The sequence below is a fragment of the Salinisphaera sp. PC39 genome (assembly GCF_040361335.1).
Taxonomy (GTDB): domain Bacteria; phylum Pseudomonadota; class Gammaproteobacteria; order Nevskiales; family Salinisphaeraceae; genus APNM01.
Genome location: NZ_APNM01000016.1, coordinates 17,397 through 29,419 on the forward strand (window position 1 = coordinate 17,397; position 12,023 = coordinate 29,419).

Genomic DNA, 12,023 nt, shown 5'->3' on the forward strand with positions numbered 1-12,023 from the left:
CAACAGCAAAGGAGTCAATGACATGACCAAACTACTGGTGCTCTACTATTCCATGTACGGCCATATCGAAACCCTGGCCAATACCGTCGCCGAAGGCGCCCGCCAGGTCGAGGGCGTCGACGTGACCGTCAAGCGCGTGCCCGAGACCATGGACGCGGACGCCTTCGCGGGCGCCGGCGGCAAGACGGATCAGGCCGCGGCAATCGCCTCGCCGCAGGAGCTGGCCGATTACGACGCCATCGTGATCGGCACGCCGACCCGCTTCGGCAACATGGCCGGGCAGATGCGCACCTTCTTCGACCAGACCGGCGGCCTGTGGGCCAAGGGCTCGCTGTTCGGCAAGGTCGCCAGCGTGTTCACCTCCACTGGCACCGGCGGCGGCGAGGAAATGACCATCACCTCGGTATGGACCACGCTCGCGCACCACGGCATGGTGCTGGTGCCGATCGGCTACGGTACGCCGGAGTTGTTCGACATCAGCCAGGTCGGCGGCGGCACGCCGTATGGCGCCTCGACCATCGCCGGCGGCGACGGGTCGCGCCAGCCGTACGCACGCGAGCTGACCATCGCCCGTTTCCAGGGCGAGCATGTCGCCCGCGTGGCGGCGCAGCTCGGGGGGTGACCTGGTGAGCCCGGTCCCGCGGACAGCGATAGGCTGTTTACGCCGCTTGATGGGCCTGCGGGGACCGGGTCGGGCGCGTTCCGCATCCAGGGGTTGAGCGCCGAGCGATGGTCGCCCGACTCATAACGTTCCAGGCCCTGACGCAGCTTGTCCTCGTGCCCGGCCAGATAGACGAGCAGCATGCGCACGCGTTCGTTATGCGCCTGCTTGGCCAGCTTGCGGTATTCATCCGCCAACTCGTCGTGGTACTCGATGACGTGATCGAGGGCATCCCGGACCTGTTCGAAGCGCATGGAGTTGTCCGCCGCTTTTGCCGTTGTCATGGCGGGCAGCCTCCTGATCGCCCGGCAAAGTGCTGGTCTACTCGCCGCCAGCTTCGCCGCTTTCCCTGGCTGCGGTAGATCTCAGGGCCGGCCACTCGGCGAACGCGACCACATAAAGAACCACGAGGTTCACCAGCGGGATGAATATCAGCAGGCTGAGCCAGCCGGAAAAGCCGGCCCGGGAGAAGATCTTCCAGAACGGCGGCAGGATCACGGCAATCCACAGCAGCATGAACAGCCAGTGGCCGGAGCCGAAGCTCATGTAGTGATCGTACATTGTCTTCTCCTTTGGTTTGGGTTGCATGTTTAGATATCGAGGCGATGCCGATGGGGCGGCTTCGCTTTCGTTCCGGGGGCCATTGCGAAAAATTCGCGGCCATGCCCGCGTTCAGCCCTTGCAGTCGATAATCTCGCCGGGCCCGGCCAGATGGACCCACACGGTATCGGCGTCCACGCCCTTGAGCGACTCGTCGACCACCATGGGCGTGAACGCGGCAGCCAGGTCGGGGTCGGTGCGCCGGGCATGCTGGAATACCGGGTCGGTGGCGACGATGCCATCCGGTGGCGCCAGCTTGAGAATGCGCGCCGCCACGTTGATGCTCGGGCCGATGAATGACAGCGAACGCCGGAACCGGATACCGATATGGCCGATTACCAGCGGTCCGCTGGCCAGTGCCAGGCGTGCCGGGGGCATGATGGTGCACGCGAGGTTAGAAAAACCGTCCCAGCACGATCTTTACATGATCGTCGTCTCGAACGCCAAACACCGGGTCGGTGACCGGGATTTGCGAGAACAGGCACCCGACCAGGGACAGGCGCATGGCGGTGCCGATGCGGCGGCTGACCTCCAGGCTGGCGAATACCGCATCGGTCTCCAGGTCGAGAATGGCGCCGGCCAGGATCTGCGGGCCCTGGACATCGTTGGGGGGTGATCCGCGTGCCCAGGAACAGATCGTCCTGGATAGCCGCGGTGACCGGTGTCGTGACCGCCATCGAGAGGGCGGCCAGCACACGACCCAGGCGGACCGGCATCAGCGCGCGCGCTTGAGGGCATTGCGATCGAAGTCCCGCTCGGTATAGCCGTTGCGGAAGCGGTAGTTCCGCCAGTGCAGGACCGTGGACTTGCCGGTCTGGTGGTTATCCATGACCATCGTGTGCGGATACCAGTATTCCTCCAGATAGCGTTCGTAGTCATCCACGGTCAGCGTCTTGAGCAGGGCGTTCTTGCGGTCGTAGAACGTGACCTTCCACAACCGGTACTGGTCTTTGCCGATCCAGGCGACCTGGCGGGTATAGCCGGAATTCTCGTAGGCCGGGCGCCGCTCGACCTTCCAGGCGGCCACGCCGTCGACGCTGGCGTCGCCGAGGTAGCGGTAGTCGGTGTATTTTTCCACCTCTTGGGAGGACAGGTCCTCGTAGGCGAATTCGCTGCCCATGAAGGGGCCGGACTTGTTGTTGGAGGCGATCCGCTTGACCCGCTTGAGCGCGGGCAGATACAGCCACTGGTCGTCCGGCCGGGTGGCGTAGCTGTGGGTGAGCAGGGCGGTGCCCTCGACATCCTTGGGCTCCTTGAACACGATCAGGCTCCAGTCGCCGGCCGGCCGTTCCAGAGTGCGGATGCGCATGCGGCGGGTGGCCTCGCGGCCGCTGGGGTCGCGCAGGGTCATCTCCAGCTCGGCGCGGTAGTCGCCGAAGCCGCTGCGGCGGGCCTCGGCGGCCTCGACGATGGCCCGGCCCTTGGCGCCGGGCTGGTCGGCGTTCTCGATCGCCTGGCTCGGGGCCGCCAGGGCGGCCGTCGGTCCCAGCAGGCCGGCGGCGAGGACAGCGGTGAACAGGTGTCGATTCATGGCGGGCTCCGTGGGTTGCGATGAAGGGCGGCAGCGCCCGAGGCAGGGTCTGTCTGTGCCCGCGGCTTGTCGCCGGCACGCGCCGGCGTTGTACGATCGCCGCGTTTGCCCAGGGCCATCAGGATGGGCGGCAGCAGGAAAAAATCCAGGATCAGCGCGAAGGCCAGCGCGATCGAGGTCAGCAGCCCCATGTTCGAGTTGAGCCGGAAGTCCGAGAGATAGAGCACCATAAAGCCCAGCACCAGCACCACGGTGGTGATCAGCAGGGCGTTGCCGGTGTGGGCGAACATGTAGACGATGGCATCGGCCGGCGCCAGATCGTGCTCGCGGCGCGCGCGCCGGTACTTGCTCAGGATATGCACGGTGTCGTCGACGATCAGGCCCATGGTGGTGGCCGCGATCACCGACACGATCAGGCCGATCTCGCCCACCAGCAGCGCCCACAGGCCGAGGGCGAGCAGCGCCGGCAGGAAGTTGGGAATCAGGCTGATCAGGCCCAGCCGCAGGCTGCGCAGGGCGATCACCAGGGTGGCCGCGATCAGCAGGAAGGCGAGCGCGGTGCCGACCAGCATGGCGCGGATGTTACGCGCGGTCAGGTGGGTGAACAGCATCATCGTGCCGGTGGCCTGGGTGTGCATATAGGTCGGCAGGTTGTCACGCAGCCACTGCTCCGAACGGTGTGCAAGGGTCTCGATGCGATTGGACGAAACCCGGTCCAGGGTAACCGTCACCCGCGAGGCCGACTTGTCGAAGTTGATCTGACTGGTGAGATCGCGCCCGGCCGGCAGGCTCAGCTCGTAGAGCAGCAGGTATTGCGCCGCCAGCGCCGGGTCCCGCGGCAGCCGGTACCAGTCCGGCTGGTCGCCGTGCATGGCCCGGTTGAGCCGCTTCATGACCTGGCCGAATTGATCCACGTGCACCACGTCCGGCTGGGTCTGCAGCCAGGCGGCGAAGCGGCTCAGATGCCGCAGGTATTCCGGGTCGCTGATGCCGTTCTCGCCGGCGGCGGGCACCGAGTATTCCAGCGTGTAAGGGCCGGTCAGGTTGTCGGTGATGAAGTCGGTGGCTTGGCGGAACGGCAGGTCGGCATCGAACCATGCCAAAAACTGGTCGTCGATCTCCAGCCGCGGGATCAAGGCGAGCAGCACCAGCGACAAGACCAGGCTGGCGGTGAACGCCAGCCGCGCCCGGCGCACCACGAACTGCCCGAAACGGGTCATCATGCCGCGCCCGGCCCCGACCCGCGTGCGCGGGTGCAGGGGCAGGAGTACGATCATGGCCGGCAGCAGGGTCATGGCGTAGACCCAGGCCGCCGAGATGCCGATGGCGGTGATATTGCCCAGCTCGCGGAACGGCGGCGTATCCGAGAAGTTGAGGCTGACAAACCCGATCACGGTGGTCAGGGTGGTCAAGAACACCGGCTGGGCGTTGAGCCGCAGGCTCTCGACCAGGGCGTCGCGCTTGCTGCGGCCGGCGTGCATCTCGTCGAAGACGCTCACCAGGATATGCACGCTGTCGGCCACCGCCAGCGTCAGGATGATGGTGGGCGCCATGGCCGACGAGGCGTTGATCTGCATCCCCAGCCACCCGGCCACGCCCAGGGCGGTGGCGGCCGACAGCCCGATCATCGCCAGCGTGACCAGGGCGGCGGTCAGCGAGCGCAGCAACACCAGCATGCAGAGCGCCATGAGCGCGAGCATGATGGGTGTGAGCGTGGCCAGGTCGGCCTTGCTCAGCGCCACCTCGGTATAGCTGAAGGCGGCCACGCCGCTGACCGCGATCCGCGCCTGCGGATATTCGGCCCGGTAACGCTCGGCCAGCGCGTAGGCGGCCTCGACGGCCTGCGGCAGGTGATCGGTGTGGTCCTCGCCGGAAAACTTCAGGGTGACGAACACGCCCGCGGTGCTGGCGTCCTCGGACAACAGCCGTCCCACCAGGGCCGGTTCGGCCAGGGCGCGCGCCTTGATCCGCTCGGCCTGCGCCTGGGTCAGCGCGGCCGGATCGGGCACCAGATCGGCGACGACCACGTCGTCGCCCTGCGCGGAGATATGCTGAAAGTTGCTCGGCGAATCGACCCGCGTGGCATAGGGGATTTGCCAGGCGGCCTCGGTCAGCTCGTGCAGCAGGCCGAGCATGCGCGGGGTGAATAATTCGCCGTCCCTGGGGCGCACCGCGATGACCAGGTTGTCGGAGGTGGTATAGGCGGACTCGAACCGCTGGAAGGCCTGCAGGTCCGGGTTGTCCGCGCCGAAATAGACCCGGTAGTCCGCCGAGAAGCTCAGATACTGGACGCCCCAGGCCGCCGCGAGCGCGGCCGACACGGCTACCAGCAGCACCCGCCAGGGCCGGGCGGTCAGCCAGCGGCCATAGGCCGGAATCGGTCCATTGCCCTGCAAGCCACCGGCTGAATATGCCTCCTTTCCCATTCGTGTCGTCTCTCCCTGCGGCAAGTCCAAGTCTAAACCCTGGTGTTAAGTACGGAGTCAAGGGCATGCAGCGCGGTGAATCGGGCGCGCCGCCGGGGGTCAGCGCGGTAGGTATTCCGGGACCCGTACCGGACGCTCAAGCCAGCGTTGGAAGCGATGGTTGATGCGGTCGAAATGCCGCGACCAGAACTCGGCATCGAATTCCAGTGCGCCCGCGGCCATGTGGCTTTCGGCCGTCGGCAGATAGGCCAACATCGCCTCCGGCACAAGCGCCTCGGCCGAGCGGCGGGCCGGACCGTACGGGATGTATTGGGTCTGCCGCGCGAGGGTTTCGGTCGAGGTCGCGAAGCGCAGGAAGTCCATCGCCAGGTCCTGGCGGCGGCCGTGCTTGAGCACCGCCCAAAGATCCACGCTCCAGATCTGATGGTTCCAGATGAGCTCGAGTTCGGCGCCGCGATGGGTATCGGCTTCCCAGGCGCGCCCGCTCCAGACGGTGCTCAACCGTACGTCGCCATTGCGCAGGTTGCGGATCGATTCGATGCCGGTATCCCACCAGACCAGCAACGGCTTGATGCGGGACAGTGTCTCGAACGCGCGGTCCTGGCCCGCCGGCGTCGCCAGTACCTCGTAGACCTTGTCCGCCGGCACCCCGTCCGCGATCAGCGCCCACTCCAGATTGCGCTTGGGCGTGCGCCGCATGCCGCGGTGGCCGGGGTATTGGTCGATATCGAAAAAGTCCTCGACACTGTCCGGCGGGTCGTCGCCGAAGCTGCCGGCCCGATAGCCCAGCACCGTGGTCCAGATCACGCTGCCGACGGCGCATTCGGTCAGGGTGCCGGGCAGAAAATCCTCGCGCGCCGGCACGCCGTCCGGCGACGGCGGCAGGTCGTCGTGATCGACCTCGACGAACAGGCCTTCCTCGCAGCCGCGCAGGGCGTCGCCGAGTTCGATGTCGATCACGTCCCATTTGACGTTGTAGGAATAGACCTGGGCGCGTACCTCTTCGAGCCCGCCGTTGTAGCTGAGGACTTCCACGGATTTGCCGGTGGTATCCTCGAACGGTCGCACCGCGCCCAGAATCTGGCTCTTCATGTAGACGCCGCCCCAGGACACCACGTTCAAGTCGGCGGCCGCCGCCGGTTGCAGCAACGCGGCCACAAGCGGCGCGGCCAGGACGAGGGCCGAACGGCGCAGTCGTTGGATTCGAATTCGCTTGCCCATGCCGTCCCCCTAGAAGTAGAAGCCGACGTTGAGGTTGAGCCGGTTGTCGGACCCGGAGGCGCCCCGCACGAATGGATCGGCGACACTGAAGAACGGCGCGTTCTCGGCGTTGATCCAGTCGAGATAGGCGAAGATCGGGGCCGCGCCCACGGCGCAGCCGGTGGTGTTCAGGCGCGAGTCCTGGAAGCCGCTCTCGTCCTTCAGGTATACGCTGAAATCGTGGTAGCAGGTCAGCGAGTCGATCGGCTCCCACGGCACCGGGAAGTTGTAGGCGATATTGGCGACGCCGAGGTTTGCCCGGCTGGCCAGATCGTAGGTCGCTTCCAGCAGCCCGAACTGCACGGTGTCGTCGCTGACGCCGGGCGGGTTGTCCGGGTCGAGCACTTGCCGTCCCGCCTGCAACTGGAAATTCCAGCGGCCGCAACGAGCGTCCATGTGCGCGGCCACCGCCCAACGGCTGCCGTTGTCCCCGGTGGCGATGTTGTGCAGCTGGCCCCATTGGCCGGACAGTCCCACCTCGGTCGGGCAGGCCCCGTTCTGCCCGAGGGTATAGGCGAGCCGGGCATTGAACTGATTGCTGTCCTCGTTGCAATTGGCGAGGTTGCCGGCGTCTGGGTCGCAGCCGGTGCGCACGACATCCGGGGCGTAGCGGCCGGGGTCGGCGGCATTGCCCCATTCGCCGTTCTTGTAGAAGGCCAGCTGCAGATCCCAGGGGCCTTCGCGGTAGAGATACTTGGCGCCGAGATCGTGGTCGTCGCCCAGGCCCACGTAGTAGGGCAGACCGAACCAGTAGGTGTGCGAGGCGTACGGCAGCAGACCGAAGGGGACCCTGTTCACGCCCACCCGCAGCTCGCTGGTCTCCGACAAGGCGTAGCCGCCCCAGGCGTGATGGATGGTCTCGGTGTAGGGATACCAGCGGTACTCGGCGGAGAATGTGAACCCGCCCTTTTGGCCGTCCACGTTGAGACGGAACAGCTCGAAAGCGGAATCGCCGTACTTGTCGTCGCCGGCGTCGTCGAAATCATTGTAGAAGAGGTTGAAGCGGGCCGCGCCGCCGATCTCGAGGCGATCCGCCGGTTGTTCCGCCTGCTGCGCGGTCACCTCCGTCGGTACCAGCCGCCCCTCTTCGGTCAGCCGTTCCATGCGCTGCTCCAGTTGCTCGATGCGTTTGCGTTGGGCATCGAGTTCCTCCCGCAGCGCGTCGGCTTCGGTGGCGGCCAGGGTCGCCGGCGAAAAGACCAACAGCAGGGTCAGGGCGCATGCCAGCGGACGCTCGTTCATTGCAATCCCCGTTGTTCTAGCCCGCATTCGTCATGAGGCATCGCGTTCCTGGCGCCGGCCGCAGTGCGATCCGGCGCCGCCGTGGAGCGCAAAGCGTAGCCATAGCTTTCGCTCCGAGAGGCGGAGCGGGGCCCCGCCGCGAAGCGGTGGGGTGCGACCCTCGGCGGAGCGAACGAGCCCGTTGCCGCGGAGCTTGTTCCGCCCGCCGGCGGTCGCATCCCCAGCCAAGCTGGGGCCCCTGCTCCGCGCCTCGGGCGGAGGTTTGCGTGAACGGCAAGCCGGGCGCGCGAGGGCAAGCCAGGGGCGTGATAGCGCGAGGCGACGGTGACAAAGTGTCACCACGGCAAACGACACCAAATCTAGTATAAGAGTCTGAAATCATTGCTATTATTAGTGTCGCCTCGCACGGCCTCGTGACGGATGCGGGCTAGGGCGCAGGCCAGGGGTCGTCTGGCCTGACACCGTCTTGCGCCGTCCTGGCTTATGGTGTCCATCTCAACCGCGACGGCCAGCCGCTGTCCGTCGGCCGGGCTCGGTCGCGACCAACTGGATCCCGAGGATCGTGACGACGATGCCCAAGACCTGAACCAGGTTGAGCCGCTCTTCGAAGAACAGGCCGCCCAGCAGCAGGCCGAAGACCGGCGTCAGAAAGGTGAAGGTGTTGAGCCGGTTCAGCGGCGCCCGCGCCAGCAGGTAATACCAGAGGGCGGTCATGAGCGCGGTGCCGAACACGGCGAGGCCGACGAGACTGGCGACAAAGCGCATCGTCCAGGCGATCTCCCAGCCCTCGCCGAGGGCTTGCGCGCCTACCGCCAGCGCCACCGCGCCGACCAGCAGCTGCAGCCCGGTAGCCATCAGCACATCGGCGCGGCCCGCCAGCGCCTTGAGCAGGACATTGCCCACCGCCGTGCCCACCGCGCCGAGGCTGATCCACAGAAAGGCCTGCATGCCGGCCGCGTGGTCCGGTCCCGACAGGCTGGGCAGCGACATCACCACCACGCCGACGAAGCCCAACAGCAGACCGGTGCCGATGCGCGGGGTGAGCCGCTCGGACAGGAAGATCATGGCCAGCACGGCGGCGATCAGGGGCTGGATATTCGCCAGCACGGTGGCCAGACCCGGCGAGATTTTGCCGCCGCCCAGGAACATGCCGCCGAAGCCCAGGCCGGTGAAGGAGAGGCCGATGGCGGCGATCAGTCCCAGATTGGCAAGGCCGCTTGGCCACGGGCGATCCAACCAAACAGCCAGTAGCAGCACCAACACCCCGGCCAGAGCCGCCCGCGCGGCGGCGAAGACCAGTGGCTGGGCTTCGCCCAGACCAACCTGGATAAGCGGGAAGCAGATCGCCCAGAGGAAGGCGACCAGCACCATGAGCAGGACATCGCGGGTTTGCATGGCTGCGTTGATCAGCCGGATGCTGTCCAATGCGGCCAGTGGAGGTGCTTGTGCGGACTCGGGCGATCCATCGTATCAACATCGGGAGGATTCGGGTCTTCTTTTGCTTGGATCATATAAGAGGGTGTAGACAGTCGTTAATCGACATATAGAACAGGAGCAAAACCGCCGCCCCGAGTCCTGAAGTTGGTTGTCTGGCCCTGATACAGGCGCGCCGCGATCATTTGCACTTCGCCGTGGTAGGCATAGGCCCGAATATCGAACTTCAAGTTCGTGTCCTGGCCGTCGACTTTAAGCGTTCGATGAGCCGGCGCCACGCGTTGCTGAGCAACATAGCGGTCTTTCAGGATATTCGCCCATGTCTTTTGGGTGACCTTGTCTCCACGGTAAGCCGCGCGGCTGCCGAAGCCATGCGCCGGTTTGAAGAACAGATTTTTTCTTTGTCGCCAAACAGCCTCCGCGTTGGCTTCAGTGATTTGGATGGTGGGCGGAATGCCGGCCTCGAGGATGTCGATATCCTCATCGTCGGCGCCCCAGCTTTTCAGTTGCGCTGCGTCGGACAGCAATGTGAGGTTGCGTTTATCCGCGAACAGGGCGTAGGTCCTTGGATGCGGCGTCAAGACAATCGCATTGTTCAAATAGGCAGCTTTCAATGCGTTGTGCTTCGGGTGCTCCAATGGAAAATCCGTCAATCGGTTGTAGACTAAATCCACCGACTGTTCCTGGTGCCATAATTGCCCATTTTTCCAGACGAGTTCTGACGGATCCGCAATCATTGCATGGTAGCCTCGGCTCTGAAAAAGCTGCCTTGCGAGCACAAAATCAGGGAAAAGGTGCTGGTCTTGTGGGCTCTCGTCAACGATCGCTATCGTGGATAGAGCACGACCCATATCTTGTCGGTGCCATTCTGACTCGAACATTTGCACAATCTGATCATCGAGTGAACCTTCGCTTTTTAAGGGCGACACGAAGGGTGCCCCGCAGCAGGTTTTCTGAGGCTGGATCAGGATTGAATTCAGAAATGCGCCACCGGCATTGGTATTGATCTCGATCAGTTGCGGACCTGTTTTCCCGATATGGAAGTCGTAACCCATGAAAACACCGAGTGCGCCGCCAGGGTTATGCCCCGCAATCGGAGGCGCCCAGCCCAATACCTTTGACTGGTAGGGGCCCAAAGCTGCAACTCGTTCCACGGAGCTAATAATTGCTTGCATCCGCTCGATTTCCGCTTTGGTGACGAAAACAGCAACCGAAGCGAAGAAATGCGATAGGGTTTCCTGGTTGATGCTGTCAGCGTAGGCATGTGAATCGTTGCCCGCGGGCGTTGGTTTTAGAGTTTCCGCGCGCGTCGTGGGACAGGGGCACAAGCGGTTGAGTTCTTCCGCAGATCGGTTATTCATACGGCAACTTCGGCCAGCTATCGTGCGTTCAAGGTCGTCATTGATGGCGTTCGCTCCACTGTTCATCGCACACTCATCGAGTTCATGCTAATTCTCCGTTCGGCGGTTGGCAGTGAAACTCGGAATGAAACCCGGCACCCTGGCCGCATAGGCCCGCCAGGCGGCGCTGAACTCGGCCTCGGCCTCGCGTTCCTCGTGCCGTGCCAGGCGTAGGTACATATAAGTCAGTACCGGGAACATGGCCAGGGTGAGCAGGGTCGGCCACTGCAGCAGAAAGCCGAACATGATCAGGATGAAGCCCAGGTATTGCGGATGGCGCAGGCGCGCGTAAGGGCCGGTGACGGCCAGTTCACCGACGCGCTGGGCGGCGTAGAGCACCCGCCAGGCCGCCGCGATCAGCATGAAGCCGCCGCCGATGAAGGCGAAGCTGAGCAGGTGGAACGGCCCGAAGTGCGGGTTCGCCTCCCAGCCGAGCAGCATCTCCAGCAGGTGCCCGGCGTCGTGTGACAGCCAGTCGACGCCGGGATAATTGCTCTGCAGCCAGCCGGAGAGCAAATAGATGGTCAGCGGGAAGCCGTACATCTCGGTGAACAGCGCCACCAGGAAGGCGGAAAAAGCGCCGAAACTGCGCCAGTCCCGCTTGGTCTGGGGCTTGAAGAAGCTGAAGGCGAAGAAGATGAAGATGAAGGAGTTGATCAGCACCAACCCCCACAGGCCGTAGGCCGAGGCTGTTTCATGCATGGCTAGTCTTCCTTATCTTGGTCGTTATGGGTGCCATGTCCGCCATGGCCGCCGTGACCGTGACCGCCGTGCATGAAGACATGCATCAGCGGGCATAGCGCCAGGATCAGCAGCCAGGGCAGGATGCCGATAATGTGCGCCTGGTGCTCCTCCCAGAGCAGGAACACGGCGAGCCCCAGAAAGACCGCCAGCACCGGCCAGTAGCGTGCCGGATGCGGCTTGGCGTGGCGCTGCTCATGCGAGCTTGGTTCGTGACGATGGGTAGTCATGGTTTCACTCCCGGTTCGATGGGTTCATATGGATCGCGCCGATCAGTTGCCGGCGGGCCAGACTCAGCGCCAGCGGCGGCAGCAGCAGCCATTGCAGCAGCGGCGCCAGGCCGGTGCCGAGCCCGGGCAGCACCGGTGCGGTTTCGGCATAGGCCCAGCGGTCGAGCATGGCCGTGGCCAGATGCTCGAAGACCACGGTCACCGCCAGGCCGATGCCAAGGTAGACGCTGAATGGCAGGAGTCTGGGTGCCAATACCCAGGCGCGGGTGCCGGCGACGAGCGCCGCCCCCCAGAAGGCAAACAGCATAATGATCACGTCGCCGAAGGTGGCCTGGGTACACAGCCAGATCACGTCCCAGTGGCCCGCTTGGCCGATCGCCGCATAAAACGGCACCACCCACATCTCCCAGACGAAGTGGAGCAGAAAGCCGAAGAATGCCAGCGGCAGCTCGGGGGCGAGCAACGGCTTGGATGACAGTGTTTGCAGGAACATGCCGA

At 64.7% G+C, this 12,023-nt stretch carries 13 protein-coding genes; 2 read left to right on the forward strand and 11 right to left on the reverse strand.

Translation table 11 applies throughout. The annotated features are described in order from the left end of the window. The first annotated feature begins 22 nt into the window (after window positions 1–22). Window positions 23–622 carry an NAD(P)H:quinone oxidoreductase gene (gene wrbA / locus PC39_RS13875; RefSeq protein WP_353254001.1) on the forward strand — a complete coding sequence of 200 codons (600 nt, stop codon included), beginning with the start codon at window positions 23–25 and terminating at the stop codon, window positions 620–622. A 360-nt stretch (window positions 623–982) separates the two neighbouring features. On the opposite strand, the gene PC39_RS13880 is transcribed toward wrbA, so the two are convergent. Beyond that, window positions 983–1,222 carry a hypothetical protein gene (locus tag PC39_RS13880; protein ID WP_353254002.1) on the reverse strand — a complete coding sequence of 80 codons (240 nt, stop codon included), beginning with the start codon at window positions 1,220–1,222 and terminating at the stop codon, window positions 983–985. Between the two features lie 111 nt (window positions 1,223–1,333). Further along, window positions 1,334–1,639 carry a hypothetical protein gene (locus tag PC39_RS13885; protein ID WP_353254003.1) on the reverse strand — a complete coding sequence of 102 codons (306 nt, stop codon included), beginning with the start codon at window positions 1,637–1,639 and terminating at the stop codon, window positions 1,334–1,336. Window positions 1,640–1,685: 46 nt separating this feature from the next. Between PC39_RS13885 and PC39_RS13890 the strand changes: the two genes are divergently transcribed. Further along, window positions 1,686–1,877, forward strand: coding sequence for a hypothetical protein (locus PC39_RS13890; RefSeq protein WP_353254004.1), 192 nt, complete (start codon window positions 1,686–1,688; stop codon window positions 1,875–1,877). Window positions 1,878–1,976: 99 nt separating this feature from the next. Here the strand turns inward: PC39_RS13890 and PC39_RS13895 are convergent, their stop codons facing one another. From PC39_RS13895 to PC39_RS13935, 9 genes are all read right to left on the reverse strand, one after another. Then, window positions 1,977–2,792 (reverse strand): outer membrane lipoprotein-sorting protein, encoded by an 816-nt coding sequence (locus tag PC39_RS13895; protein WP_353254005.1) that lies wholly within the window; start codon window positions 2,790–2,792, stop codon window positions 1,977–1,979. Then, window positions 2,789–5,218, reverse strand: a complete 2,430-nt coding sequence (locus PC39_RS13900) for an efflux RND transporter permease subunit (RefSeq protein WP_353254006.1) — start codon at window positions 5,216–5,218, stop codon at window positions 2,789–2,791. The genes PC39_RS13895 and PC39_RS13900 overlap by 4 nt, the downstream gene beginning before the upstream one ends. 99 nt (window positions 5,219–5,317) lie before the next feature. Then, complete coding sequence (locus PC39_RS13905) at window positions 5,318–6,439, reverse strand: extracellular solute-binding protein (RefSeq protein ID WP_353254007.1); 1,122 nt, start codon at window positions 6,437–6,439, stop codon at window positions 5,318–5,320. Window positions 6,440–6,448: 9 nt separating this feature from the next. Beyond that, window positions 6,449–7,720 (reverse strand): putative porin, encoded by a 1,272-nt coding sequence (locus tag PC39_RS13910; RefSeq protein WP_353254008.1) that lies wholly within the window; start codon window positions 7,718–7,720, stop codon window positions 6,449–6,451. 495 nt (window positions 7,721–8,215) lie between these two features. Then, a complete protein-coding gene (locus PC39_RS13915) occupies window positions 8,216–9,115 on the reverse strand; it encodes a DMT family transporter (protein WP_353254009.1) in 900 nt (299 codons plus the stop codon). 137 nt (window positions 9,116–9,252) lie between these two features. Next, a complete protein-coding gene (locus PC39_RS13920) occupies window positions 9,253–10,581 on the reverse strand; it encodes a hypothetical protein (protein ID WP_353254010.1) in 1,329 nt (442 codons plus the stop codon). A gap of 21 nt (window positions 10,582–10,602) precedes the next feature. Beyond that, window positions 10,603–11,256: a methyltransferase family protein gene (locus tag PC39_RS13925; protein WP_353254011.1), complete on the reverse strand. Its 654-nt coding sequence runs from the start codon at window positions 11,254–11,256 to the stop codon at window positions 10,603–10,605. A 2-nt stretch (window positions 11,257–11,258) separates the two neighbouring features. Beyond that, window positions 11,259–11,525 carry a DUF2933 domain-containing protein gene (locus PC39_RS13930; protein ID WP_353254012.1) on the reverse strand — a complete coding sequence of 89 codons (267 nt, stop codon included), beginning with the start codon at window positions 11,523–11,525 and terminating at the stop codon, window positions 11,259–11,261. Window positions 11,526–11,529: 4 nt separating this feature from the next. Next, on the reverse strand, window positions 11,530–12,018 hold the full coding sequence (locus tag PC39_RS13935) for a hypothetical protein (RefSeq protein ID WP_353254013.1): 489 nt from the start codon (window positions 12,016–12,018) through the stop codon (window positions 11,530–11,532). Window positions 12,019–12,023: the final 5 nt, after the last annotated feature.

Coding starts and splice junctions, on each gene's coding strand:
- wrbA (WP_353254001.1), top strand. CDS start 23: ATGACCAAACTACTGGTGCTCTACTATTCCATGTACGGCCATATCGAA.
- PC39_RS13880 (WP_353254002.1), bottom strand. CDS start 1,222: ATGTACGATCACTACATGAGCTTCGGCTCCGGCCACTGGCTGTTCATG.
- PC39_RS13885 (WP_353254003.1), bottom strand. CDS start 1,639: ATGCCCCCGGCACGCCTGGCACTGGCCAGCGGACCGCTGGTAATCGGC.
- PC39_RS13890 (WP_353254004.1), top strand. CDS start 1,686: ATGATCGTCGTCTCGAACGCCAAACACCGGGTCGGTGACCGGGATTTG.
- PC39_RS13895 (WP_353254005.1), bottom strand. CDS start 2,792: ATGAATCGACACCTGTTCACCGCTGTCCTCGCCGCCGGCCTGCTGGGA.
- PC39_RS13900 (WP_353254006.1), bottom strand. CDS start 5,218: ATGGGAAAGGAGGCATATTCAGCCGGTGGCTTGCAGGGCAATGGACCG.
- PC39_RS13905 (WP_353254007.1), bottom strand. CDS start 6,439: ATGGGCAAGCGAATTCGAATCCAACGACTGCGCCGTTCGGCCCTCGTC.
- PC39_RS13910 (WP_353254008.1), bottom strand. CDS start 7,720: ATGAACGAGCGTCCGCTGGCATGCGCCCTGACCCTGCTGTTGGTCTTT.
- PC39_RS13915 (WP_353254009.1), bottom strand. CDS start 9,115: ATGCAAACCCGCGATGTCCTGCTCATGGTGCTGGTCGCCTTCCTCTGG.
- PC39_RS13920 (WP_353254010.1), bottom strand. CDS start 10,581: ATGAACAGTGGAGCGAACGCCATCAATGACGACCTTGAACGCACGATA.
- PC39_RS13925 (WP_353254011.1), bottom strand. CDS start 11,256: ATGCATGAAACAGCCTCGGCCTACGGCCTGTGGGGGTTGGTGCTGATC.
- PC39_RS13930 (WP_353254012.1), bottom strand. CDS start 11,525: ATGACTACCCATCGTCACGAACCAAGCTCGCATGAGCAGCGCCACGCC.
- PC39_RS13935 (WP_353254013.1), bottom strand. CDS start 12,018: ATGTTCCTGCAAACACTGTCATCCAAGCCGTTGCTCGCCCCCGAGCTG.